Source organism: Pseudomonas sp. LRP2-20, from assembly GCF_024349685.1.
GTDB lineage: Bacteria > Pseudomonadota > Gammaproteobacteria > Pseudomonadales > Pseudomonadaceae > Aquipseudomonas.
In genome coordinates this window covers 3,669,465-3,695,143 of sequence record NZ_AP025944.1, presented here as the reverse complement: position 1 = coordinate 3,695,143, position 25,679 = coordinate 3,669,465, and the positions used below count along the sequence as shown (strand labels likewise).

General features: G+C 59.1%; 15 protein-coding genes. 10 read left to right on the top strand and 5 right to left on the bottom strand.

Annotated elements, in window-relative coordinates; translation table 11 throughout:
• Positions 1-33: 33 nt before the first annotated feature.
• The 3 genes from OCX61_RS16380 (at position 34) to OCX61_RS16370 (ending at position 12,348) form a co-directional block, all read left to right on the top strand.
• Entirely contained in the window at positions 34-4,596 is a 4,563-nt protein-coding gene (locus tag OCX61_RS16380) for a Tc toxin subunit A-related protein (RefSeq protein ID WP_261940452.1), read from the top strand.
• 164 nt (positions 4,597-4,760) lie between these two features.
• Positions 4,761-7,001, top strand: coding sequence for a hypothetical protein (locus OCX61_RS16375; RefSeq protein WP_261940451.1), 2,241 nt, complete (start codon positions 4,761-4,763; stop codon positions 6,999-7,001).
• Positions 7,002-7,251: 250 nt separating this feature from the next.
• Positions 7,252-12,348 carry a SpvB/TcaC N-terminal domain-containing protein gene (locus OCX61_RS16370; protein ID WP_261940450.1) on the top strand — a complete coding sequence of 1,699 codons (5,097 nt, stop codon included), beginning with the start codon at positions 7,252-7,254 and terminating at the stop codon, positions 12,346-12,348.
• A 108-nt stretch (positions 12,349-12,456) separates the two neighbouring features.
• Here the strand turns inward: OCX61_RS16370 and OCX61_RS16365 are convergent, their stop codons facing one another.
• Positions 12,457-12,987 (bottom strand): GNAT family N-acetyltransferase, encoded by a 531-nt coding sequence (locus OCX61_RS16365; protein WP_261940449.1) that lies wholly within the window; start codon positions 12,985-12,987, stop codon positions 12,457-12,459.
• Positions 12,988-13,095: 108 nt separating this feature from the next.
• On the opposite strand from OCX61_RS16365, the gene OCX61_RS16360 reads away from it, so the two are divergent.
• From OCX61_RS16360 to OCX61_RS16345, 4 genes are all read left to right on the top strand, one after another.
• Entirely contained in the window at positions 13,096-13,719 is a 624-nt protein-coding gene (locus tag OCX61_RS16360) for a glutathione S-transferase family protein (RefSeq protein WP_261940448.1), read from the top strand.
• A gap of 190 nt (positions 13,720-13,909) precedes the next feature.
• A complete protein-coding gene (locus OCX61_RS16355) occupies positions 13,910-15,778 on the top strand; it encodes a hypothetical protein (RefSeq protein ID WP_261940447.1) in 1,869 nt (622 codons plus the stop codon).
• A gap of 81 nt (positions 15,779-15,859) precedes the next feature.
• Entirely contained in the window at positions 15,860-16,318 is a 459-nt protein-coding gene (locus OCX61_RS16350; RefSeq protein ID WP_261940446.1) for a hypothetical protein, read from the top strand.
• 12 nt (positions 16,319-16,330) lie between these two features.
• Positions 16,331-17,821 carry a hypothetical protein gene (locus OCX61_RS16345; protein ID WP_261940445.1) on the top strand — a complete coding sequence of 497 codons (1,491 nt, stop codon included), beginning with the start codon at positions 16,331-16,333 and terminating at the stop codon, positions 17,819-17,821.
• A 63-nt stretch (positions 17,822-17,884) separates the two neighbouring features.
• Here OCX61_RS16345 and sfnR read toward each other — a convergent pair whose 3' ends face one another.
• Genes sfnR through msuE form a run of 3 tightly spaced genes read right to left on the bottom strand, consistent with a single transcriptional unit; the run spans position 17,885 to position 20,749 of the window.
• On the bottom strand, positions 17,885-18,985 hold the full coding sequence (gene sfnR, locus OCX61_RS16340; protein ID WP_261940444.1) for a sigma54-dependent transcriptional activator SfnR: 1,101 nt from the start codon (positions 18,983-18,985) through the stop codon (positions 17,885-17,887).
• 9 nt (positions 18,986-18,994) lie between these two features.
• A complete protein-coding gene (locus OCX61_RS16335) occupies positions 18,995-20,179 on the bottom strand; it encodes an acyl-CoA dehydrogenase family protein (protein WP_261940443.1) in 1,185 nt (394 codons plus the stop codon).
• A 9-nt stretch (positions 20,180-20,188) separates the two neighbouring features.
• Positions 20,189-20,749 carry an FMN reductase gene (msuE, locus tag OCX61_RS16330; protein ID WP_261940442.1) on the bottom strand — a complete coding sequence of 187 codons (561 nt, stop codon included), beginning with the start codon at positions 20,747-20,749 and terminating at the stop codon, positions 20,189-20,191.
• A 362-nt stretch (positions 20,750-21,111) separates the two neighbouring features.
• Here msuE and OCX61_RS16325 point away from each other — a divergent pair, with 362 nt between their 5' ends.
• The gene (locus OCX61_RS16325; protein WP_261940441.1) at positions 21,112-21,789 is read left to right on the top strand and encodes a hypothetical protein; all 678 of its coding nucleotides are present in this window, start codon (positions 21,112-21,114) and stop codon (positions 21,787-21,789) included.
• 208 nt (positions 21,790-21,997) lie between these two features.
• Positions 21,998-23,761 carry a coiled-coil domain-containing protein gene (locus OCX61_RS16320; RefSeq protein ID WP_261940440.1) on the top strand — a complete coding sequence of 588 codons (1,764 nt, stop codon included), beginning with the start codon at positions 21,998-22,000 and terminating at the stop codon, positions 23,759-23,761.
• A gap of 112 nt (positions 23,762-23,873) precedes the next feature.
• Here the strand turns inward: OCX61_RS16320 and OCX61_RS16315 are convergent, their stop codons facing one another.
• On the bottom strand, positions 23,874-23,996 hold the full coding sequence (locus tag OCX61_RS16315) for a hypothetical protein (protein WP_261940439.1): 123 nt from the start codon (positions 23,994-23,996) through the stop codon (positions 23,874-23,876).
• Positions 23,997-24,187: 191 nt separating this feature from the next.
• On the opposite strand from OCX61_RS16315, the gene OCX61_RS16310 reads away from it, so the two are divergent.
• Entirely contained in the window at positions 24,188-25,675 is a 1,488-nt protein-coding gene (locus OCX61_RS16310) for an aldehyde dehydrogenase family protein (protein ID WP_261940438.1), read from the top strand.
• Positions 25,676-25,679: the final 4 nt, after the last annotated feature.

Below are 25,679 nucleotides of genomic sequence, written 5' to 3'. Positions count from 1 at the left end.
GATCATGATTTCTGTTTCGTTTGCGAGGGTGTCATGAACACGGAACTCAGTAACTTGCTGTTCGAGCAACGGCGCAATGCCTTGTCGGCATATGTCATTCATCATGTAATGCCAGAAAAACTTCACGCGTCGGGTTTGAACATGGTGACGCCTGATCATTTGGACCGTTTCTTGATGACCGACACGCAAAATACGGCTGCTGTCAGCACCTCGCGTGTGGCGGAAGCGCTGGCCTGCGCCCAGACCTACATCAACTCGATATTTAATAGAATCGAGCCTGGTTATGAAAGTGAGTTCGACCCGGCATTGGTTTCGTTCTGGCGGCAGGCCATGTCGAGTTACCCGCTCTGGGCGGCCTACCAGATGCTCGAGGACTATCCGGAAAATTATATTCGTGCCGACTTGAGGCTGGACAAGACTCAGCTGTTCAAGACCCTGGAGAATGATCTGGGGCAAGGCAAGATTAGCGACGGCTCCGTACAAGCCGCCTTGCTTGCTTACCTGAAGGGTTATGAACATCAGAACAGTATCCAGGTGATATCCGGCTATATGGATGCCTTGGCGGGCGAGCAGGATAGTCAATACTTTCCAGGTTACGCCTATGCCAACTCTGATTATTACCTGTTGGGCCGGGACGCGGCGTCGCCCGCGCAATATTATTGGCGAAAGATCAAGGTGCGTCTGGACCAGCAGTCCACGTTTATTCAACCGGATGCCTGGAGTGAATGGCAGTCCATAAGCCTGCCTGCAAGCAATATCTTTCAGGCACGGCTGGTGATGTTCTGCGGGCGGCTGCATGTGGTTTGGCTGTCCTATGACGAACCGATCTCGTTAGCGTCAGACAGCGAAGAACAACTACGCCCGGTAAAACTGCAGGTTGCACACTTCGGGCTTGATAATCAATGGTCTATGCCGGAGCAGCTGTGGAGCGAACGCCTCCCGGTGAAGGCTGATGCCGAATCGGATCTGCAGCCATTTCGCCTGCTGGCAGTGGCGATTGCCAGCCTGCGGGGCAGTGAAGATCGCTTGCTGATAGCGGTGGCTATAGCGACGGAAGTCAACAGCGCGATTGAGTATGACGAAAAGTTCAGCGTCTTGCGTGATGTTCTGAAACGCGAGGTTGACGATGGCAAGGAAAATCAAAAACAGGCCAGGCACCGTCTTTTCCGCTATTTCGAAGGCAGTACCGATCTTTTGAAGTTTCAGATGCGTCTGTCGAGCAGTGAACTGACGCTGAAGGCCATTACCCCTGGCGCCGACAATAACCCGCTGATGAGCGTGCAGGCCTTGGTTGAAGAGTTCGTATCCGCCGACGGTAATGCGGGTTATCGTTTGCAAGTACGGGGTGTGTCTCACGAAATATCGTGGGGGTTTTCCATTCGAAATATGCTGCTGCAAGTTGTGCGATGGCAGGAGGGGGGGACCTCGTGGATGAGTACACTGGTTCGTACCAACCACCGGGGGCGTGTCGAGTTCTGTGTAGTGGCTGAATCCAAAGAGCCTCCTTCTACCATAGCGCTGTTATACAAGGGCAAAGAAGTCGTAAAGCTGGAAGCCCACAATTATTCGCTAGCCCAGTTTGAATACTGGGAAGCGGTCAAAGAACTGGACCTGACGCCTTACATGGCTGAGTTGATTACATACAGTCCAGTGAGTATTCAGCTGGGTGCGGGATTCACGTGGCGTTTTGCCGGTAAGACGTTACCGCTGGCGAATGCGAAAAACTATTTGACTTGGGAGTTTGGCTTCGGCCCTCTGCGAGAGCATACGTTGGCAGTGGGTTCTCAGAAATGGCTTGGTGATTTAGTGCCCAATGGCAATGCGGTGACGCCGTGGATCTTTTACCCCTTCGATTCCGAGGTTGACAAGACGCTGGAGGTCAGCTTCGAGAACAGTGAAAAGCGTTCGACCTTTAAGTTGTCATTGGCAAACATGACCGGCCCTGACTTCGGCAACGTTCCTCACATCGAACGCCAATCCAGCGGCACTGAGTTTCTGGTCTTCGAAGACATCGGTGGCGATAACGCTCCACTGGTCGCTCGCTTGAACTCCCAGCATGTGGCGGACCTGATCAACCGTGCCCAAGCATCACTTCACGCGGTATTTGCCTGGGACGCCCAGCACCAGCAGGAACCTGCATACATCAAGGCACTGGCGACAGGAGGATACCGGGGCTGGCAGCGCGCGGCAGACGATCCGTTGATGACCTGGCATGATGCCAATGGGCTTTACCTGCGCGAACTGTTTTTCCATGTCCCTCATCTGATCGCTTCACGTTTGCAGGATGAGGAGCGTTTCGAGGAGGCGCGGCGCTGGTTGAAGTTGATTTTCGATCCGGGCCGCACCCAGACGAGTACCGAATACCCCAGCGTTGATTATTGGAGTTGTGGCTGGATCCTTCAGGACGATACCCAGTCGTCGGGGCTTGAGCATCAGTTGATCGACCCGCACACGATTGCGTTGCATGCCCCCTCGCATTACCGCAAAGCCATTTTCATGCAGTATGCCCAGACGCTGATCTGCGAAGCGGACCAGTCTTACCGCGTGCAAACCCGCGATAGCCTGGCCAATGCCTGGTTGCTCTATCGCATGGCGGCCGATTTGATGGGGGATGCCCCAGATGCCAGGCCCATGAGCACCTGGCGGCCTAAAACCCCGCAGCAGCTATTGAGAGACCGTGCAGCGGCGCCCGTGCTGTTGCAGCATGCCGGCCAAATCGTACCCGCCAACCTGCCGAAGCAACTGTCCACTTTCCCATGGGTGGGCGTTGCAGCCCATCAGGCTTTCCGTCTGCCGCTCAATCAACAACTGCTCGATGTATGGCGCTTGCTGGACGAGCGCTTCTACAACCTGCGGCATTTCCTCACCATTGATGGAGCACCGATGCACGTGCCGCTTTATGCTCCAGCGCTGAATCCATTGGATTTGCTGATGGCGCGCATGGGCGGAAATGCAAACTTGTCGCACCTGTTGGGTTACCGCACCGTCGTACCGCCTTATCGCCTGCGCACCATGATTGCCAAGGCCAACGAGGTGGTGGCTGCACTGATTCAGTTCGGCGATCAACTGCGCAGTTACATGGAGCTTGAGGAACGCACCGGACTAGAGGTAATGCAGTTTCAACAGGCGGCGGAACTTGCCAATTACACCATCTCCGTGCAGCAGCAGCTGCTTGCTCAGCAAACCAAAAATCAGGAAGGGCTCGAGGCGCAACAGGCAGCGGTAATGCTGCGACAGGAACATTACTCGCGTTTATACGAAGAATACATGTCCCAAGGTGAAATCAACGTTCAGATCGTGCACGGCATTGGCAGGTCGCTGTCGACGCTGGCCAATTCAACCATCTCCGCCGCCCACTTCGCATCAGTGGTACCGACTATCTTTGGTACGTCCAGTGGCGGTGGCAAGCCTGCGTCAGGTCCCCTGATGGGTGCCGGCTTCTTATTGGATGCAGGGGGTTCGGCCATGACCATTGCGGCTGAGCTGATGCGTGAAACCGAAGGTTATCGCCGGCGTCGCGAAGAGTATCAACTTCAGGCCAAATTGGCAGGCAAGGAGTTGCAGGTTCTCGACAAACAACTCCAGGCCCAGCAACACGCCACCTTGGCGGCGCAATGCTCACTGCGGCACAGCCAGAAAGTGCTGGAACAGACTGAGCAGCTTTATGCGTTCTACCAGAACAAGTCAACCAATGTGTCGCTGTATCGTTGGCTACGCTCGCAAACCGCAACCCTGTACGCGACGCTGTTCGATGTGGCCGCGAGCTTCTGCAACAGTGCCGAAGCCTGTTGGCAGTTCGAGACAGGCAACTACGACAGTCGCGTTATTCGCCCGCCTGTCTGGCAGGCCGATCGACACGGATTGAATGCCGGCGCCGCGCTGCGCCTGGAGCTGATACGTCTGGAGTCGGAAGCGCTATTGCGCAATGAGCGGCACTTGCAAGTCAGCAAGACGGTTTCGCTGAATGCTTTGCTCGAAAGCAATCTGGTTTGCAAACGAGATGGCACTCCCCTGGACGACTGGGATGGCGTTCTTGGTGAACTGGGAGAGAAGGGGCCCGGCGAATTGCGTTTCACCTTGTCGGAGAGCCTTTTCAACAAGGACTATCCAGGCCAGTACATGCGCCGACTGCACAGCATATCGGTGAGCATGCCTGCCTTGCTGGGGCCTTATCAGAACATTCGCGCCACCCTGACCCAGTTGGACAGCCAGTTGCTGATCAAGCCAGATATCGAAGGGGTGAAATTCTTGGCGCCCTCACCAACGGAGGAGGAGCCAGCTGACGGACGCAATGTCCGCAGGAGCTTGCGTGGAGGGCAGCAGATCTGCCTGTCGGGGGCGAACCAGGACCGCGGCCGGTTTATGGGGGTGGACGCGGATGACCGTTACGAACCGTTCGAATACACCGGCGCAGTATCGACCTGGATGCTTAAGTTCCCGCGTCATTTGCACCAGGTCGAGGTACTGGCGACCTTGAGCGACATTGTCGTGCAAGTGGAGTACACCGCGTTGTACGGCGGGCAGAAGTTTGAAGAAGAAGTGATCGCGTTGGACGCTGCTCGCGAAGAGAAGTGGTCGGCGGGCGTCCGGGTTTGATAACGATTCCTAATGGGCAGTGTAATGAATTGCAAAGTTGGGTAGGTGGAAAATTGTGATTGGGTATGTCGCTGTTAGTTGATGAGGTTGTCAACTTTGATGTGCGCGTGTTGCCGGTCGTTTTGCTGGCTGGGTAATTAAATGCTAATACCGAGGGCAAGATCATGAGTAATGGTGATGTATCTGAAATGCAAGGCCTTGAGGGTATTGATAATGCTTCGACAACGCCAGGGCATAATCTGATTAAGGACCCGTCCTTTCCCGAAGGATCGATTAGTCCTGTTGCGGGCACGTCCTGGAAGATCAATGACAAGAAGTACATAAACTACTATGGCAGGGATGATGACACTTGGGTGGGGGTGTTTGGTGGTGGGGTGCTCTCCCAAGAGTTCGACTTGCCTAAGTTGGGCGGTATGTATGATGTGGCGTTCGCGTACGATGTGCAGTGGTTCAAAGAAGCCTGTACCCTGCGCGTGCTGGCGTTGGGGGGCGAAAACGATCGACAAGTACTGGAAATAACCTTGCATGGAGAACCTGGGCGGGATGAGAGCACGCTTAGCCCGAGTGACCCTACTTGGCAAGATTACACGTCTGTCAATATCCCGAAGCTGTCAGGTGTCAAGCGTATTCGCGTAGAGTTTTCTACGCCGGCTGTTGGAGGCTCGTCTGTATTGTGCCTCAGAAGGGTAGTTTCGCGATTGAAACTGGTGGGGCTGACCTCACGTGACAAGAAATTTGTCATTGATCCACTGGGTGACCCCATTGCACTCCCTTATCCGCCTGCCGGTAATACGCTCAAAGTATGTATCGGTGCTTCTCATCGGCTTGAGATCCCTTTCGAACAGGGTGAAACATGGTCTGAACTCCGCGCCAGTTGCCTTTGGCTGCATGAGAAGCTTTCACCGGAGGACTGCGGCCTCAGCGCCGAGCCGGAATTTAATATCCGGCACAGTGATCCGGAAGAGGCGTATCAAAAACCCACGCTGGCCTGGGATATCACGTCTGACGGTCGTGAGCATGGCGAGGTCGGTATTGTCCCCTCGGGCTTGGGAAGTTACTGGACCGCGCCAGTATTTTCATTCTCATTCGATGTCGGGCATCACCGAAAAATAATCGATCATGTCACTTGGGATCATGTTATCCCCGTTGTCGAATTGGGAAACAGCAGCAAATTGGTAGCAACAGTGATTTCACCGTACACCAAGCAGCCGCTGGAAGGTGTGACGGTGAGGTGGACCTGGGGAGGGAAGATTCTAGATGAAACTTCAACAGATACGGAAGGTAAATCTACCTTTGCGTTCAAGCCAAATGACTTGGATCTTGAATTTCAAAATTTCAACATCAGGGCGGAAGTGTGGGATACGATTCGGCACCCGGAAGTATACGAGAGTGTAGTCCCCGTTTACAAAAAACATCCGCTGTATTCAGATCTGAGCGTGTATGTTAATGGCGAGGAAGTTTACCCTTCCCGTGACGTGGCATTACTCTTTAACTTTGAGGAGAGCTATTCTGTCAAGGTGGTGCCGCGTTCGGGATCCATATTCATTGGTGAAATGATTCGGTTGGGCAAACCTGATCCCCACGCCCCTGGTTATGGTGTGCAATTGCCAGAGCCCGCTGAATTGGTAGAGACTGGCATTGAATGGACAGTGAAGGCCGGTAATGAGCGTGGTTATTTCAATCTACAGCTTTCGCTCGAAGAATCGGGAGTTACAGTCCCTCCGCTGGTTCTCAAAACCGGTCAAATGTCGTCGGACTGGCGTGAGGAAACAGAGGTTACACTGGATGGCGAGACGGTGGACTCAAACCATGCCCCCTTCATCCTGTGGAGTCACGAAGAGCGAAAGCTCAAGGTCGAGCCTAAATCAGGAAGTCCGATCGGCCTGTTGGGGAAAAAGCTTTATAACAAATTAGTTGATTATGAAGGTATTACTAGTGCGCAGATTACGGGATTTAATTATTCTGCGAACTTGTTTGAGTCCGGTGCATATTGGGGGGCTAAGGGACAAGGCTTTTGGGGGCTGTGCACGGGACGCATCCAGCTCGATGATCAAACACGGGACGTTAAGTTCTTTGTCATGGGAGATAAAAATCTCGGATCAACGGTGGGTCTGAAGGTCGATGGCCATGTATGGGATGATCGGAAGGCATTTGTAGTGGGCCAGGAATACTCGATAACGGCGTATACAACAATTCCCGCTATGTTTGAACGCTATGGCTTCGAAGGGCGGTTGGAGGTGGGTGGCGTTGTGGCGGATGTCAACCCATTAACGGGGACGAAAAGAAGGTTTGGGGAAAAGGGGTTGGAGTGGAAATATACACCTAAGAAGAGTGGTGAAGTAGTGCTCAATTTTTGGCTCGATCACTTTGATAAACCCGTTGCCTTGACGGGGCGAGCTGAATAGCGCTCACCGCTCGTGCGATCCCAGTCGGTGTTCAGTGAAGCGCTGGATGCCGGCTAAGGGGCTGCCAACTTTTATGTGTACGGTTCGATGACTGCTTTGCGCCAGGAGACCGTGCTTTTATCCCGTTGGCTGGGTCAGTCGGTCTTCGTAGGGGACATTTCTGCCAATCTCCCCTGACCGAACCCAGCTTTCTTGTCTGCACACGTGGCTGGGCGGGTAGGTAACGGAAAATGCCTATGGAGTACTCATGATGCTTGAATCTTCCGCACTTTCTTCACAGGTATCGGAAACCCCCAGCTCGTCATTCTTCACTGCCCCCGCGCTGCCCAAAGGCGGCGGCACCGTCTCCATCGGCGGTGGCATGCTCTCCGCCGGCGGCCCGGACGGTGCTGCCGGCTGGCAATTGCCGCTGCCATCTCCGGCCGGCCGGGCGCTGTCGGCCCAGCTGACCCTGCAATACTCCTCAGGCGGCGGCAACAGCGCGTTCGGTGCCGGCTGGGACTGCGCGCTGCCGGCCGTGGTGCGCACGACCCGCTTCGGCTTCCCGACGTACAGGGTCGGCGATCGCCTGGCCGGGCCTACAGGTGAGGAGATCCTGAGTGCCGGTGCACCGGTCAAGGGCCGCAAGGCACCGTTCCCCGGTACTGCCAGCACGTTTACCGTCACCCCTTGGTGCGCCCGTCATGGGGCCCCGGCGGAGCGCCTGGAGCACTGGGTGGACGAGGGTGCCGAGGACGCCCCTGGTTTCTGGTTGCAATGGCTGGCCGATGGCAGTTTGTCCTTGTACGGCTGGTCGCCCGCGGCCCGATTGCAAGACCCGCGAATCCCCGAGCATGTCGCCTGCTGGTACCTCGAAGAAACGCTATCCAACCATGGCGAGCATGTGGTCTATCGCTACCGCGGCGAAGACGATGCAGGCTGCAGCGGGGCCGAACTCGCGGCCCACCCGCAGGTCACCCATGTATACCTGGCTGCTGTCTATGCCATGAACGTCACGCCTTCCGATGACTTGCTGATTCCACAGGGCGCGTTCAAGGAGAGTGATTTCCTGACCTTTACCGTGTTTGATTACGGCGAACGGGGGGCCGACCCTGAAGTACCGTCACCCGTTGAACCGCAGCAGCCATGGCCCGTTCGTGAGGACTGCTATTCATTCTGGCGCTACGGCTTCAACACGCGTATTCGCCGCCTGTGCCGCGATGTCCTGCTGTGGCATCGCACGGCCCGTATGGCAGGGAAGGACGACAATACACCCGAACGGGTCGCCCGCCTGCACCTGGAGTACGACAGCAGCCCAGTGACCAGCATGCTGACATCCGTGTGGCAGGTCACCCATGAAGCCGCCAGCGCAATGCCATTGTTGGAATTCAGGCTGAGCCTTCCCGGTCGTGAAGAACCCGGTTGGGAAGAGGTTCCCGAGCTCAACGGCTTCTGGTCGCCCGCGTGGCAGTTGGCCGACCTCTACGGCGAGGGCGTACCGGGCGTGCTCTTCATCGACAAAGGCGCCTGGTATTACCGTGAGCCGCAGCGTTTGCCCGGCAAGGGGGCGGATGCCATCACCTGGGCCAAGGCGAAGCGCTTGAAACGCCAGCCTAACGACGCGATGGGCATGCTGATCGACCTCAATGGCGACGGCAAACCGGATTGGCTGGTGACGTCCACAGGGCTGAGCGGCAGTTTTACCCTGGAGCCGGACGGTAGCTGGGGGGGATTGGTGCCGTTGCAGGCGTTGCCGAGCGAATTCAACCACCCGCATGTGCAACTGACCGACCTGACCGGCGACAGCCAGAGCGATGTGGTGCTGTTGCGTGCCCTGGGGCCCAAAAGCGTGCGCCTTTACCCTGGCAATGGCACGGCCGGTTGGCTGGCCGCACTCAATCAGGCCTACGAGGGGCGTGAGCCCTTGCCCTCGATGGACACCTCCGAGCATGCGCTGGTGGCCTTCGCCGATCCGGCCGGCAGCGGCCAGGCGCATCTGCTGCGTATCACCGGCCAGGGCGTGACGATGTGGCCTTCGCTGGGCTATGGCCGCTTTGCCGATGCCATCAGGATCGACGGTTTCAAGGTCGAGCACTTCAATGCATCACGGGTGTTCCTGGCCGATACCGACGGCTCAGGCACCAGCGATATCCTCTATATGCAACCGAACGGCATTCGCGTGTTCGTCAGCCAGAGCGGCAATCGTTACCAGGAAGGCGCGTTCATTCCGGCGCCAACCGGCGTGGTGCTGGATAACGATTGCAAGCTTCAGGTGGCCGACCTGCGCGGCCAGGGCACTGCCGATCTGTTGTTGACGGCGCACCATGCAACGCCGGACAAACAGCCGCGCAGCTGGCTGTACCGCTTCAACGACCGCCGCCCCTGGCTGTTGGAGACGGTGTGTGACAACGCCGGCAGCGAGACCCAGTTGACGTACCGCAGTTCGGCCCAGGCCTGGCTCGACGAAAAGGCGCAAGTGCTGCGCCGCACCGGCAAGGCACCGGTCAGCTACCTGCCGTTCCCGGTCCATACGCTCAGCCGGGTGACCCGGGTCAACCGGATCACCGGTTTGCAGATGGGCAGCGAAACCACCTACCTGGGCGGCGTGTGGGACGGCAAGGAACGCGAGTTCGCCGGCTTCAGGCGGTTGATCCAGACCGATACCCACGCCTTGGTGAACGCCAGGGCCACCCAGCTGTCACCACCGGCCAGGACCTGCACGTGGTTCTACTCGGGCATCGAGGCGCGGGACGCGGTTGCGGAGCAGGCCTTTACCGAGATGGACGGCCGCTTCGATCCCGCTGCCGTGCGTTTCACCCAATGGCGCGATGATGGCGAGCAGACGTTGCACCCCGAGCCCGGCTCAGCGCTGCGCGCCTGGCTGTTCCGTGGCCTGCGTGGCCAGGTGATGCGCGTGGAAACCTATGGCGACGACGACCATCCCTGGGCCATGCGGCCTTATGGTGTCAGCCGGTCAAGGCTGCAGCTGCGCGCCTATGAAACGGCCGACCCGCAACGGCCTGCGGTCATGGCCACACCCGTGCAGACCCTGTCGTTTACCTGTGAACGCGTCCCCCTGGACCCGGTGGTTCAACAGCAGATCATCCTCGAGCAGGATGCCTTTGGTGCGGTCTTGCAGAGCGTCACCATTCATTACCCCCGACAGCTCACGGAAACCGAGCTCAAAGCTGAAGAAACAGCGCGCAAGATCTACCCGAAAACCTTGCCCGAAGGCCTGATCGAGGCCAGTTGCGACTCGCAGCAATACGATTGCTGGGTCAACCTGACGCGCAGCACGGTGCACAACCTGGTCAGCGACGATACCTTTGTCGTCGGCCTGCCGGATACCGTGCGCAAGGATGTCATTCACTTCACGGCGGCCGCTGTACCGCAGTCGGGGTTCACCCTGGAATGGCTGCTGGAGAACGGGTTGCCATTGAACGACCCAACCCGGATCACCCTGGCCGGCTACGAGAAAGTGGTCTGGCGCAGCGCCGATGGCCAAGGCGTAGCCAACCGCCCGACGCGCCAGGCGCTGGTCGCCTACACCCGCACCGCGATGCTCGACAAGGCCTCGCTGGATGTGTTGCGGCCAACCTTCGAGCAGACCTTGCTCGACCTGGTGCAGCAAGCGCTGGAGGCCCCCGATAATCACCCTGAGGCCTTGCTGCGGGTGCGTCGGCGTCTGCCGGCGCTGCCGCACGGCACAACGCTTTATCCCTTGCTGTTCGCTTATCTGAAGGAGGCGCCGCATGATAAAGCCGCCAGTGCGGTGATGCGCGCGGCGTTGAAGGCGGTGATCGCGGTGGGTGCGCTGCGACTGCGGCTGCTCTGGTCCGATGACCCTGCATTGCCAGAGGACCTGCTGAAAAAGGTCTACCGGAAAAGTCGAGTACCGGATGAGTACCTGTGCACAGTGCTGACCTGGTTTACCCAGTATGAAGAGGAAGGCAGCACCGACTTGGCCATCATGCATGACAAGGTCGATGCCGCCCTGGCCCAGGAGGAGGAGGTAGGACTGTTCTGGCGCATGCTGCTGTCGAACTTGCAATCGGGCACCGAGGCGCAGCAGCAAGTCGTACACGGATGGTTCAACGAGGTGCGCACGCTGTTGAACACCCGCGTGCAAGCCGAGTCATTACCCGAACTGCTCAAGCGCGGCGGCTACGTCGCCATGAGCCAGCTACCTGACGCGCCGGAACTGGCCGATCCGCATGACCCCCATGACCAAGGTGCACCGGGTATCATCGGCGCCCCGCAGGTCGAGGAGCTCTACGCCGGGCACCACGGCATCAGCCTGTACCACGGTGCCGAAAGATTCTGGTTACCCCACCGCGTGCAGGAAAACACCGTCACCGGCCGGACCACGCTGGAATATTCGCCCCATGCCATCGCGGTATGCGCGACGACCGATGCGGCGGGCCTGATTAACCGAATCGAGGCATTCGACTGGCGCTTCATCAGCCCGATACGCATGAAGGACCCCAACGACAACACCCATGAAGTGCAGTTGGATGCCCTGGGCCGTGTCATGCACACGCGTTTCTACGGCACGGAAACACCTGGCGGCAGTGACCAGGCGATCATGAGCGGCTACAGCCCCGAAATAGCCTTCACGCCGCCGGCGACGGTCGATGAAGCAGTGGCATTGAACTTGACCAAGAAGGTGCCAGTGGCCCAGGCGTTCACCATCATTGCCGACAGCTGGATGCCTCTGGCGCTGAACCCCGACGGCAGCGTCGACAGTCAACGGCGTTGCGGCGAGTTGGCCTGGCAACGCGACGCGCAGCGCCTGCGGCGTGATGGCATTCCTGTTCCAGACAGCATGCAGGGCCGCACGCCGCCCCACGTCATCCAGCTGCAGACCGACCGCTACGACAGCGACCCCGAGCAGCAGGTCAGGGTCAAGGTGGTGCTCAACGGCGGCGGTCAGGTTTTGCAAACCGCCATTCTCAACCCCGCGGGCGAAGCCTTCGTGCGCACCCAGGCCGGTGGCCTGCAGACCGACGACAAGGACAAGGCCATCATCCAGCATGCCAAGGTGCGTTGGGCGGTGACCGGCAAGACCGAGTTCGACAACAAGGGCCAGGCGGTGCGCGTGTGGTTGCCGTTCTACCTCAACGACTGGCGTTGGGTCAGCGACGACAGCGCACGCGAAGGCATCTACGCCGACACCCACTACTACGATGCCCTGGGCCGTGAGTACAAGGTGGTGTGCGCCAACGGCGAGGACGTGGAAGGCGAGTGGGCGAACTACGAACGGCGGGTGCAGGTGTATCCGTGGTTCACCGTGTCGGAAGACGAGAACGACACCTGGGCCGAGGTCATCGAACTGGCGCGGGCCAGGGCCCGGCGGACCATTCATTGAGCCCAGGCAGTCAGCCGACCCTACGCCCGACCGCACAGGATCGATTGGGCGTGCAGGTTGAGCTTGAGGTTAATCTGCGCCGTGGCCACGTCGCCGATTTAGTCGGGCTCACCTACGGCCGGCGGGGTTGCGGCGGTACAGCGGCCGTGGGGTACTCGGGTCGATTTCGGTCAGCTGGCTGCCAGCTGCCACGAACCCGGCACGTTCGGCCAGGCGCTGGCTGGCGTGGTTGTCGATGTCGGTGGTCAGCCACACCGGGGCATCCACGGCATCCAGCAGGCAGGTCAGCGCTTCGCGCATCAGGCCCTGGCCACTGCTGGCGCGGTTCGCCCAATAGCCCACTTCGTACTCGTCATTGCCGGGGCGCAGGCCGATGCAGCCGATCACCTCGCCGCTGCCTGCGGCCAGCACGAAATAGCGCTTTTCCTTGGCCGGGTCGAGGAACTCCTCGGCGCTTAGTTGCAGGCTGTCGCGCACTTCACTCAAGGTCCAGTCAGGCTTGGCCCAGGCCAGGAACGGTTGGTGCAGGGTGTAGCTGTCGACCAGGGCCTGTTGCAGCTGCTGGGCAAAAGCCGGGGCAGGGCGGACCAGCAACGTGCGTGGGGTGGACAGGGTACGGGGCAGTGTGGGGTAGGGCATTAGGGCCTTCCTGGCAGGTTGATCGGCGCATCTAAGCATACTTTTGTGTAGTCTGTGTTAGCCCCGCGTGGGCCAGCCGATCATTCAAAGGAAACTGAAGGTCACCTCATGTCCGAATACACGCTGCATTGTTTTGCCGAATCCGGCAACGCCTACAAGGTTGCGCTGATGCTCGAACTCACCGGCCAGAACTGGCAAGCGGTGTTCGTAGATTTCTTCAACGGCCAGACCCGCGACCCGCAATGGCGCGACGAGGTCAACGAGCAGGGTGAAGTGCCGGTGCTGGAGCACGCCGGGCAACGGCTTACCCAGTCGGCGCTGATTCTTGAATACCTGGCCGAGCGTACCGGCCAGTTCGGCCCGCGCGACGACAACGAGAAGCGCGAGATCTGGCGCTGGATGCTGTTCGACAACCACAAGTTCACCAGCTACTACGCAGCGCTGCGTTTCCTGCTGTGCCTGAAGCAGACCGGCGAGACCGAAGTCACCGGCTTCCTGCGCGAGCGGGCCACGGCGGCCTACCGGATTGTCGATGCGCACCTGGCGAACGCGCCGTTCATGGTGGGTGGCCGGTTGACCATTGCCGACCTGTCGCTGGCGGGGTATGTGTTCATGCCGGAGGATACCGGCATCGTGCTGACCGAGTTCAGCCATATCGATGCGTGGAAACGGCGGATCCAGGCAGTGCCGGGGTGGAAGCATCCCTATGATCTGATGCCGCGGAAGGCGTAAGCCTGTACCGGCCTCTTCGCGGGCAAGCTCGCTCCCACAGGATAACCACAGTCTTCGAGACCTGTGCTGTACCTGTCGGAGCGGGCTTGCCCAGGCCGGCGGCGGCCTGTTTCCTGGGGTCGGCGGCGCAGCCGTTTCTGATCGTGCGAACTGAAGGCAGCGGTGGGGCGGGTGCAAACAGTTCCGAGTAGTGTCCCTGCGCAGGGTGTTCTTGAATAGCGATTCGCACTTAGACCACCCCCTGTGCAGAGGAATGCCCATGTCCACCATCAGTCCTTTTGTCAGCAAGGCCACGCAATTGGCCGATGCCATTGCCAAGCACGTCGAACAGATTCGCACCCAGCAGCCTCTGCAGTTGCCAGGCCGTGACGCAGAGATCGTCAACCGTTACGTCGAGCAGATCGAAGGCAGCTATGACACGGACCGGGCCAAGACCGACACCGATCATGCCATTGAGTTGCTGTACATCGCCTACAACACGACGCCTCAGTCGCAAGCGCAGATTCGCAACAAGATCTCGGCCATCATGAGCAAGTTGATCGACGCTCAGCAAGCCAGCGAGACGACTATCAACGAGGCGTTCGCGGTCGCCTCTACCATCGACCAGAGGCTGCGCAATGAGCTTCCGGGATGGCTGGACATCAAGGAAAGCGAAGTCACCGAGGAGATCAAGGCATTCATCGCCAAGGACCTGAGTGACCTGGCGAAGTTCATCGAAGAAAAGGCCGTGAACGTCAAGGACAGGTTGTTGGCCATTGCCAAGGACTATGACGTGATCATTAACGAAACCCAAGGCGTAACCGATAGCAGTGAATTGCTGCTGGGCGAAACCCTCAAGGCCCAATCAAAACTGGCCGACGAGATACGTGCCTCCAAGGCCAGAAGCGAAGCGCTTGAAGGCCTGGTGGACGACATGCGCAAGCAGGTGGAAAAGTTCCAGAAGCTGGCCGAGGATTATCAGAACCAGGCCGAGAGTGCAGAGAGCAAGGCTTCCAGTGCGGCTTTCTTGCGGGGGTTGCTCGATGTCGTAAGCGCTGTGCTTCCCGTCGTGGCGCTGGTCAGTGGGGGCGGCGTGCCGCTTCTTGCCGGCGCTGCCGCGGCCGGCAGCGTAAGCCAGCGGGTGATGACTAACGCAGATACCGACAAGGCAATCAAGATGCGTGAGAAGCAAAGCCGTCTGCAAAGCGATCTTAAAGACTCGCAGGACACCCTCGAAAAACAGCGCGAGCAGGTGCAGTCGCTCAAGGCCGAACAGGCGAAGCTGTCGGGGCAGAGCGAAGAAGAAAGCAACGGCTTGCAGGCTCGGATTGACAAGGCAGAAGAGGCCGAGAAGGCGACGATGCTGAAAAACACCAAGCTCCAGAGCGAGATGGACGAGATTCAAGGGGCACTGGCCCAACTGGAAAAGCTCGCAGATACAATCAGCGAGCAACAGACCACCAAAGCCAAGAGTCTGCGCGACTTGCAGCTGCAGATGGTGGACAAGGCAGAGGCCTATGAAGCCAAGCGCAGTGAGCACGCTGCCGAGCTGATAACGCTCAAGACGTTGATGGCGGGCCAGCGGGATGAACAGGAAACCAACGAGCTGGCGATCCGTTCGCTCAACGTGAGTATGACGGCGTTGAAGCGTACCAAGGAAATCGTCGAGGAGATTGCGCACTTTTTCCTGTCGTTCTCGTCGTACATGCAACAGGTCTGCGACAGTGCCGATGCCCAGGTCGCAAGCTACGAAAAAGTGGCCCAGAGCGAAACGTTGCGTCAGCACAAACGTGATCAGGTGTTTCTCTCCACCGATGTGTTCTTCATCGAGCAGACGGCGCAGTGGCTGGCGGCGGCCAGAGTTTGCTCGACGTTCGCCGACACCTTCAGGGACGGTTGGAGCAAGCTCAACACGCTGAACGGCAACTACATCAGTGGCGAGCAGCTTGGCGAGTATCTCAATACCGCAGCCACCCAGCTCGACAAAATCGTGACGGTGCGCAAATCCATGCAGGATCAGCGCCTCAGCGACTTGGACAGCTACCGCCAGCAGATCAAGAAAGCTGCGGAGCAAGCCTGACGGCGGGGGCCGGTCCTCTATGTCGGCGGGTAAGCGCAGGTACTGCCTGCGCTTCGTCTTTACGCAATTTGGAAATGATCAATGATGGCAAGCCTTTCGTTTAATCACGCATTCATTGCAGTGCCCTGTGCCTGTTTGTTCCTGGGGGCTTCCCTCACCTTTGCCCAGCCGCTCGAATCGTTGAATGAAGCCGTCCAGCAGCTCGGCGACTACCAAAAGACTCTGGAGGCACAGCGAGACAAGCTCGAAACAGTCATTGCCGAATGGCATGAAAAGGCTCAGGAATTCGACAAGGGCAGTAAAGAAAACATCGAAAGCATAAAAGCCCAGGCCGCCGATTCAGCCGACAGCGGTTGCTTATTCTCGGCAACAGTGGCCAGTCAAGAATATATTGGAAAATTTAAGGTGTTATGGAACAAACTGGACCTTGAACTCCAGCAGATGCAGAGCGAATACAGAGAGAACCTCACTCTGGTTCGGGAGTTGAGCGCGACGCTTCTGCAGGCGCAGGAGGCAGCCGAGCCGGTAGCGGGTGAGTAAGGAGCTATCGAGATGTCCACATCCCATGGCGATGAAATTACCGAACGTATCCGCCTTCAGGTCAATGCGCTGATCAAATGCAAGCCCTTGCTTTTGCCTGAAGCACAGGCGGCGTTGGTGCAGAGCTTCATCGAAAAGATTGAAAACGGATACAACCTTGCCGATTTCCAAGGTGATACCGATCACGCCATCGATCTGCTGATCATCGCCTACAACATAACGCCTCACGATCAAGACAAGATTCGCATACAGATCAACAAGATCATCGACAAACTGATCACTGCACAGCAGGACAGTGAACGTGCCATCACGAACGCGGTAAAGGTAGCGCAAGGCATTCATGCGCAACTCGGCGAGGCATTGCCGGCCTGGCTGAAAGTGAGGGGTGTGGGCCAGTTGGCTCAGCTGCGACCTTTCGTCAGCGAAACCCTGCTGGCGATGGGCAAGGACATCGCTGGTAAAGCTGCGCAAGTCAGGCAAGAGCTGGCGTCCATCGCGCAAAGCTACAACGCGATCCTCGATGAAACTCTGCAGGCGAAGCATGACAGTGAAATCGCGCTCGGTGAGTTCATCAAGGACAATGAAGCCTTCGCGCTTGAATACCAAGATGCTGAAAAGCGTCGGCAGGAGATAGATAAGCTCGCCGCTGAAATCCATGGCGAAGTGGAACGCTACGAACAGCAGGTCCTGCAATCGAAACTGGCCATGAGCATCCTTATCGCCCTTGGCGTCGAATGGGTCTCGACGCTGTTGCCGCATCCGGTATTCAAGGCGGTAGCGGACGTTTCGATAATAGCGGCGTGCCGGTTCAGCAATGTCTGCCAGGCGCAGGCAGTGGCCGAAGCGCATGAGCGTGGGCGTGTAACACAGGAGCAAGCGAACTCGATTCTGCGCCGGCACATTACCTTGCTGGAACGCGTCAAGAAGTATGAGCAGTTGTGCGCCGTTCACGAAGATGAACTGAGCAAAATAAAGGCGTTGCTGGTCGGCTGTTGCCGCGAGAAGAAAACCGTCGAACTAGGCATCCGTGCCTTCAACCTCAGCTTGCGGGCGCTGACACGCAATATTGAAATCGTTGAAGTCATGGAGTTTTTCTTTCGCTCATTTGCAGATTTCATGGTGACCATAGTGGCGGATGGGCAGGCGCGCATCGACCTGTATGAGGACCTTGAGCAAACTACATCCCTTGGCCCCAACCGCATCGAACATCTGATCAGAACCACCGACGGGCTGTTCATCGAACAGGCCGGGCAATGGTTGGCTGTTGCGCAACTGGGCGACCTGTTTGCGCGCTCCTTCAATGTTGCGTGGCTCAGGCTCAATAAACTGAGCGGCCAATACCTGCTCAGTACCGATCTCGATTTGCACCTGGACAAGGTCATCGACTACCTGAACAAGCTCGGCGCTGAGCGTGATCAGCGCCGCACTTCGCGCCTGAATGAACTGCAAGGGTATCTGGAGATCTTCCACGGTTATCTTGACAGCGGTAATCCACTCGGATGATTGGTCAGTGGTCGGCTTCACCAGCGGCCTGCCGACCACCGGGCCTGGCGTTCATAGCGGCAATCAGATAGACAACCGCACCACCCGCGTATCCAGCACCTGTTGCGCCTGAACCCGGCGCTTGTTCACCACCAGCTCTCCGATCGCAATCAGCCGGGTGCGCGTGACGTTGCGCGACAACCCAAGCAACTGCGCGGTATGCACCTGGTTGTAATGGCAGAAGTGATACGCCGAGCGCAGCAGGGCATTCTCGACCTTCTCGTACAAATCCCCGGGCTGTTCCTCGTACAACCGGCTGAACGCCTGTTGCAGCAGGTCCTCCACGCCGTGGTTTGCCGGCCCATCCTCCTGGCGCTCCAGGCGCAGGTTGGACAGGCGCAGGTCCTGCGCCTGCACCAGCCCGTCGCCGCAGGTCAGCAGGCTGTGGTGGATGACGTTTTCCAGCTCGCGAATATTGCCTGGCCAGCTGTACTCGACCAGCTTGGCCTGGGCCTTGGGGCTCAGTTCCACCGGCCCGTAGCCCAGCCGTTCGCTGTAGCTGCGGATGAAATGCCGGGCCAGCGGCAGGATATCTCCCGGCCGGTCGCGCAGCGGGTGCAGTTGCAGGGTCACCACGTTCAGCCGGTAATACAGGTCTTCCCGGAAGTGCCCGGCGTTGATCGCTTTCTCCAGCTGCACGTTGGTCGCCGCCAGCACCCGCACATTGATCGGGATGCTCTTGCGCGACCCCAGGCGCACCACTTCGCGCTCCTGCAACACGCGCAGCAGCTTGACCTGGATTGGCAGCGGCAGATCACCGATCTCGTCGAGGAACAGCGTGCCGCCGTTGGCCTCTTCGAACCAGCCGGCCTTGGCTGCCAGGGCGCCGGTGAAGGCGCCTTTTTCATGACCGAACAGCTCGGCCTCCACCAGCGACTCGGAGAACGCGCCGCAGTTCACCGCGATGAACGGGCCGTTGCGCCGGCCGCTGAGGTTGTGGATGTGGCGCGCGACCAGCTCCTTGCCCGTGCCGGTTTCGCCAATGATCAGGACGCTGGCCTCGCTGGGGGCGACCTGTTGCAGGTGGGCGAGCAGCGCCTGCGACCTGGGGTCTTCGAAGACCTGTGCGGTCGCCCTGATCGAGGTAGCCAATGTCGGTGACGGGGGGAGGGTCAGCAGTTGCATGAGCGATCCTTAGGAATAGAAGGATGGGGCGGGGCGCTTGCCGCCGAGGGCCCACTCGCCGAGCTCGTGGATACGGTAATCCACCGGGTCGTGCAGGGTTTGCGTCCTCAGGTTGCGCCAGTGGCGGTCGAAGCGCAGCGAGGCGTGGGTGGCGCGGGCGCCGGTCACCTCGAACAGGCGGTTGCAGATGTCCAGGCCGTGGCGCGTGGCCGCGACCTTGGCGGTGCCGATGGCCAGGGCCAGGTCACCGCGCTCCTCGGCGCTCAGCGCCTGCTCCTTGGCCCAGGCACTGTCGAGTTGGCGGGCCGCGCGGGCGATCAGCAGGCGCACGCTCTCCAGGCCCACCCAGAACTCACCGTAGTGGCGCAGCACGTAAGGGTCTTCGGCGCTGCTGGCAGCGCTGGAGCGGAACCACGGCCGGCTTTCCTTGAGGCTGTACTGGCGCGCTTCGTCAAAGGCACCTTCGGCAATACCGAGGAACAGGTTGGCGAAGTGCAGCTGGGCGATCAGCGGGCGCAGGGCGGCGAAGGGGGTGCTCAACGGGCCGGGGTCGAGCAGCAGTTCGCTGTGCTCGACCCGTACCCGTTCGAAGGTGGCGCTGCCGCTGTCGGTCTGGCGCTGGCCGATGTTGTTCCAGTCGTTGTGCAGGGTGATGCCGGTGCGCCCGCTGGGAATGGCGGCGATCAGCAGCTTGCCGCCAGCACGCTCGTCCACTGCCGAAGCGATCAGCATTTCCGAGTCGCTGGCTCCGGAGCAGAAGCTCTTCTTGCCCGAGAACTCGCACCAGCCGTCGAAGTGCTTGACCACGGTGCGGGTGTCCAGCGGGTTGAGTGCGTTGCCCCAGAACCAGTGCTTGCGCGCAGTCTGCTCGAACCAGGGTTGCCACTGCTCCGGGCGCGAGAACAGGCGCACGGTGGCCAGCATCAGGTGATGGAAGCCAAACACGTGGGCGATCGAACTGTCGACCCGGGCGAACTCACGCACCACCTCGAAGGTGTCATGCCAGTTCGCACCCTGGCCGCCGAACGCTTGAGGGATCACCAGTGACAGCAAACCGCTGCTGCGCAGGGCATCGCGTTCGGCCTTGGGCGTACCACCGCGCTCGTCGCGCTCCACTGCGGTCTGGGCGAACTGTGTGGCCAGTTCGCGCGCGACCGCCAGTGCCGGGCGGGCAGCATGCAAAGGTGCATTCATGGCGGTTCCTCAGGCGCTTTGACGGAGTGCGTGATGGGCGCCGAACAGCGGCACGGCGCGCTCGGCGGCCAGGCGGATACGTGCGCCAAGGGCATCGCTGGAAACCCGGTAATCGGCCAGCTCGGCCTGGCTGGCATACACGCCGATTGGCAGGGTCAGGGCCTGCAGGAAGCTGAACAGCGGGCGTAGCTGGTGGTCGAGCACCAGCGCGTGGCGTTCGCTGCCACCGGTGGCGGCGAGCAGTACCGGGGTATCGACCAGCGCGTCCTGGCCGATCAGGTCGAACAGGTGCTTGAAGTGACCAGGGAAGCTGCCGCGGTAAACGGGTGAGGCCACCACCAGCAAGTCGGCCTTCTCGACCAGGCGCAGCTGCTGCTCTACAGCGTCGGGCAGTTCACTGCGCCACAGCGCGGCACCCAGCGGCCGGGCGATATCGCCCAGTTCAATCAGGTGCGGCTTGATGTGCAGGTGCTGGCTGAGTTCGGCGAGGATGGCCTCGGTCAGGGCCAGGGTGCGCGACGGGCGGGTAGTGCCGCCGGACAGGGCTACGACGTTCAAGGGGGTGCTCATGGCGGGTCTCCGGATGAATAAGCGGGACTTTGCTTGAGCAATCGTCGTGCCTGTTTGAACTTTGCTGAAAATCAACGCCTGCAGCCTTGATGCGCACTGCGAGTGTTGGTTTTTGGCGGTTTTCTGTTGATCGGCTGTTGCGCTGCAGACAGTTGGCCAGGTGTTGGCGGCTGTACAGTGGCAACCGTTATAGCGAATGGCGCATAAGCTTTAAAATAATAATAAAAGATATTTATATTCCATTTGGTTATTAGTGATGATGAGCATGCAGTTCCTGCTTAGTTGATTGCAAGAACGGGCTTTAAATCTTTTGGCGCACAGGTCTGTGCAATGCCATTAGTCGAGCCTGAGGACCATCAACGATGACAGCTATTAAAGGTTATTCTCTACTCTGCAGGGTCGCGGTTACGTTCGCGTTGTCGAGTGCCGTTTCGGCTGACTCTTCAAGCGACGCATTTTCGCTCACGCCAGGGGATAAGCTGATTGAATCCAGTGTCAATGACTGCCTGGTTGTTTATCACACGATGAACCAGCGCATGCTCGATACACTATCTGGTTTTGATGTGAGCATAGGCGACGGTGTACGGCTTTTTCCCGCAGAGTACAAAAAAGCGGTGGGCGCGCTGAAAGATTTCTGGGATACAAATGCTCATCGTTACTCCGCCAATAATTCCGCCTTGAAAAATGAACTGCAGGCTTTGACGGATGCGCTGACCGCAGCCAATCAGAGGTATTTGGGCAGAGGGGATGATGAGTGGCTCATGAAATCGCTAAGCAGATTGCATTCGGACTTCATGTCGGAACGTTTCAGGCTTCGTGAGCAGCTTGATGACGTTACCTATGCATGGGCTCAATGTCCGCTTGAAAAGACAAGTGCAGCGACCTGCTGGGGCGAGGCGATCAGGCAGTTCGAGCAATATTTTCAAGAAGCCCACGGACAACTTGGAAAACTTTTGCCGCGCATGATGTATGCCAGAGTTCCGTTGGAACGCGAATGGTGGGTTGCATGCAGGGCGCCAGATTTTACCGGTTCGCGCTGAAGGTAAAAATTGGCCGGATAGATTTCCCGCTTATTCAAGGCGCTGCCAGGCACTAACTTCTGTCGACTGTTCAGGTGTTAAGGCCCCGGTTGACTCTGGGGATGGTCTGGGTTGCTTTACTAGTGTCCGCACGATTGGGTTAATGCTTGTCTGTTCGCAGGGCTTGGTCGCGTGTATGGTAATTTTTGTTTATTGGAGTCTCAAACTCATGACGAACGTCGTTTCTATTACTAATCGTAACGTGCTGTTGGAGAATGATATCGCTCGCGAGGTTGCCGAGATCATTGGGCAGGAAAAACTGCAATTGCCGACGGCGCAATCGCCCTTGGTCGACAGGTTTGTCAGTAAGATCGAAGGTAACTACGACACTGCACGGGCGAAGACCGATACTGATCATGCAATCAGTCTTTTGTATATCGCCTACAATACGACGCCGCAGGAACACGGTGCCATTCGGGTCAAGATCAGTCGCATCATGAGCCAGTTGGTCGAGGCTCAGCAGGACAGTGAGCGCCAGATCAAGGATTCGGTTCGCATTGCCGCTACGATCGGCAGGCAGCTGGCGTCACTGCTCCCTGACTGGCTGGATGTCCGCGACAGTGCCGACCCTGAACAAATCAAACAGTTCGTCAAGGCGGATCTGCTGGACATGGCCAAGCGCATCAGCACGGCTGCCATGGGCGTTCGCAGCAGCCTGAACACGATCATCGTCAAGTACGACAGTATTCTCAAGGACATCAAGGAAGTTAGCGACAGCAGCGAAACCGCCCTGAGCGAGACCATCGTAGCCAACAAGGCAATCAAGGAAGAGATTGTTCAGGCCACGGCGCGCAAGGAAGAACTGAATTCACTGGTCAGTGCACTGCAGGAGCAGATAGCGCGATTCGAAAAAATGGCCGTCGAGTATGGCAAGCAAGCCCAGAGTGCCGAGCAGAAGTCCTTCTGGGCCTCGCTGCTCAAGACCGTTACGCAAGTGGTGTCCGCTGTACTGCCGATTGCCGCCATGGCGGCGACGGGCGGGGCTGGTGCAGCGCTCGGGGCTGCCGCTGCAGGTACACCGGGGCTGCTCGGTAACGCCAATGTCGACCCGAAGCAGATGGTGGAAAAGACCAACCTTGAAGCGAAGCGCAATGGTCAATCAAAGCTTGTCGAGGCACGCCAGCAACGCGTGGATGAACTTGAGCAGCAGCGGGCGGCGGCGACCACCGATGCCGAAAGACAGGCATTGAGCAGTGCGCTGGAAAAGGCTCAGGGTGAATTGCGTGAGGGGCAGAACCAGCTGAGCCAAGCTGAAGATCAATTGGGCGCATTTTTGCGTCAACTGAGCGCTGCGGCAGATGAGATGGGCGCAGAGCAGCAGCGTCAAGGTGCATCGCTGCGCGAACTCGAGCGGCAGATGCTCGACAATGTCGAGAAGTACGAAGAGGTCAAGCGTGGCCAGGTTGCGGAGTTGGCCAAGATTACCGTGCTGCTCGATGCCAAGCGCAGTGAAGAGCAAACCATCGAGCTCGCAGTCAGGTCGCTGAACCTGAGTGTTTCGGCACTCAAGCGCAGCAAGGAAATCGTCGAAGAGATTGCCTTCTTCTTCAAGTCGTTCGCCGACTTCATGCAGTGCATCGTCGATGAAGCCACGGTTCGCATGGAAGAGTACGAAAAGGCAGGCAATAGTGCAGAGTTGCGCAAGAGCCGCCTGGAAGCGATCCGGCTCAGTACCGATGAATTCTTCGTCTCCCAGGCTGCGGAATGGCTTGCTGTAGGGGTTGTTTCGGAGCGCTTCGTGCAGTTGTTCAATGATGGCTGGAGCAAGTTGAACAAACTGTCGGGTCAATACATTAGAGGTGATGAGCTTCAGGCTTACCTGGTACAGGCGTCGCAGCAACTCAAGTTGATCATCGAGGCGCGCGAGGCCGCGAGCGATCAGCGCATCGCCTCCCTGCAGAGCTATCGCCAGGAACGCGAGGCAACTGCTTGACCTACCTTTAACCCTGAGCGTACGGGTGGAGCCCTGGTTGGCCAGGGCATCAGCTACGGGCGAAAAAAAGCCCGCTGACCGAGCGGGCTGAAAGGCACAACGCTTGCGTGATTCAGTGGTCAAGGCCATCGCTGATGACGACGCCCTTGGCCTGCATTGCTGTATTCAACCCGGCGCGCAACGCGCTGCTCGCGGCCAGGGCCGACGAGATGCCGAGCCCGTCGAGGCGACGCATTGGCTACCCCGATGTTGTTAGGGGGCATGCAGAAATCGCAGTGTGCCGCCCGGCCCGGTGTGGCAATTTGGCCAGCGTGACATTCTCTTGAGGCTGCCTGACAAAACGCCGTGCGGGGCTGGCAGGCGAGTGGGCGGGCGTTTGAAGATCGGCCGACACACCTTTGTGCACTGCCATCCAGGAGTCATGTCATGAGCGATATCCAGCTGTTACCTGCCGTGGTCGAGTTCCTCGCCAGGCCCCATGGCCACTTCATCGAGGGCCAGTACCTGGCGGGTGAGGCGGGGCCGTCGATCGCTATTCATGACCCCTCCAGCGGCGCGGTCATCGCCCGAGTTGCCGAGGCCAGCGACGCCGAGGTCGAACGTGCGGTGCGCAGTGCGCGGCACGCCTTCAAGGGTGCCTGGGCCGAGGCGTCGCCGTATCAGAAAGGCGTGGTGCTGAACCGCCTGGCCGACCTGATCGAGGCCAATGCCGAAGAGCTGGCACAGCTGGAAACCCTGTGTTCGGGCAAGTCGATCAACCTTACCCGTGGCCTTGAGATCGCCCAGAGCGTGGTGTTCCTGCGCTACTTCGCCGGTTGGGCGAGCAAGATCACCGGGCAGACCATGACACCGTCGATCCCGTCGTTCGCCGGCGAGCGCTACACCGCGTTCACCCTGCGCGAGCCGGTGGGCGTGGTGGCGGGGATCGTGCCGTGGAACTTCTCGGTGATGATCGGCATCTGGAAGATCGCCTCGGCGCTGGTCACCGGTTGCACCGTCATCATCAAACCCAGCGAGTTCACCCCGCTGACGTTGCTGCGCATCGCTGAACTGGCCGTCGAGGCCGGTGTGCCGGCGGGCGCGCTCAACGTGCTGAACGGCCGTGGGCAGGCCGGGCAGCGGCTGATCGAGCACCCGGACGTGGCCAAGGTGGCCTTCACCGGTTCGGTGCCGACGGGCATCGCCGTGGGCAAGGCGGCCATGGCGGCCAACCTGACCCGCGCCACCCTGGAACTGGGCGGCAAGAATGCCGCGGCACTGCTGGCCGATGTCGATGTCGACGGCGCGGTGGCCGGCATCGTGCAAACGGCCTACGTGCACCAGGGGCAGGTCTGCGCATCGCCAGAGCGCCTGTACGTGCACCACAGCAAGGTCGAGGAGTTCACCCGCAAGCTCGGCGCGGCGCTGGGGCAGATGAAGATCGGCTCGGCACTGGACCCAGAGGCGCAGTTCGGGCCGCTGGCCAATGCTGCGCACCTGCAGAAGATTCTCGGCTTCTTCGAGCGGGCGCGGGCCAACAACACGGTGGTGTATGGCGCCAGGGCGGTTGACCGGCCGGGGTACTTCGTCGAGCCGACCGTGGTGCTGGCCAACGGTGCCGATGACCCGTTGCTGCATGAGGAAACCTTCGGGCCGATCGTCTGCGTGCTGCCGTTCGATAACGAACAGGAACTGCTCGAGTTGATGAACGACAGCCCGTATGGCCTGACCGCCAGCCTGTGGACAAACGATCTGTCCAAGGCGCTGCGGCTGATTCCGCAGATCGAGGCCGGTACGGTGTGGGTCAACATGCACACTTTCCTCGACCCGGCGGTGCCGTTTGGCGGGACCAAGGCTTCCGGGGTGGGGCGAGAGTTCGGCAGTGCGTTCATCGAGGACTACACCGAATTGAAGTCGGTGATGATCAGGTACTGAACTG

Coding starts and splice junctions, on each gene's coding strand:
- sfnR (WP_261940444.1), bottom strand. CDS start 18,985: ATGCAACTGCTGACCCTCCCCCCGTCACCGACATTGGCTACCTCGATC.
- OCX61_RS16335 (WP_261940443.1), bottom strand. CDS start 20,179: ATGAATGCACCTTTGCATGCTGCCCGCCCGGCACTGGCGGTCGCGCGC.
- OCX61_RS16320 (WP_261940440.1), top strand. CDS start 21,998: ATGACGAACGTCGTTTCTATTACTAATCGTAACGTGCTGTTGGAGAAT.
- OCX61_RS16325 (WP_261940441.1), top strand. CDS start 21,112: ATGACAGCTATTAAAGGTTATTCTCTACTCTGCAGGGTCGCGGTTACG.
- OCX61_RS16365 (WP_261940449.1), bottom strand. CDS start 12,987: ATGCCCTACCCCACACTGCCCCGTACCCTGTCCACCCCACGCACGTTG.
- msuE (WP_261940442.1), bottom strand. CDS start 20,749: ATGAGCACCCCCTTGAACGTCGTAGCCCTGTCCGGCGGCACTACCCGC.
- OCX61_RS16375 (WP_261940451.1), top strand. CDS start 4,761: ATGAGTAATGGTGATGTATCTGAAATGCAAGGCCTTGAGGGTATTGAT.
- OCX61_RS16380 (WP_261940452.1), top strand. CDS start 34: ATGAACACGGAACTCAGTAACTTGCTGTTCGAGCAACGGCGCAATGCC.
- OCX61_RS16360 (WP_261940448.1), top strand. CDS start 13,096: ATGTCCGAATACACGCTGCATTGTTTTGCCGAATCCGGCAACGCCTAC.
- OCX61_RS16345 (WP_261940445.1), top strand. CDS start 16,331: ATGTCCACATCCCATGGCGATGAAATTACCGAACGTATCCGCCTTCAG.
- OCX61_RS16370 (WP_261940450.1), top strand. CDS start 7,252: ATGCTTGAATCTTCCGCACTTTCTTCACAGGTATCGGAAACCCCCAGC.
- OCX61_RS16310 (WP_261940438.1), top strand. CDS start 24,188: ATGAGCGATATCCAGCTGTTACCTGCCGTGGTCGAGTTCCTCGCCAGG.
- OCX61_RS16350 (WP_261940446.1), top strand. CDS start 15,860: ATGATGGCAAGCCTTTCGTTTAATCACGCATTCATTGCAGTGCCCTGT.
- OCX61_RS16315 (WP_261940439.1), bottom strand. CDS start 23,996: ATGCGTCGCCTCGACGGGCTCGGCATCTCGTCGGCCCTGGCCGCGAGC.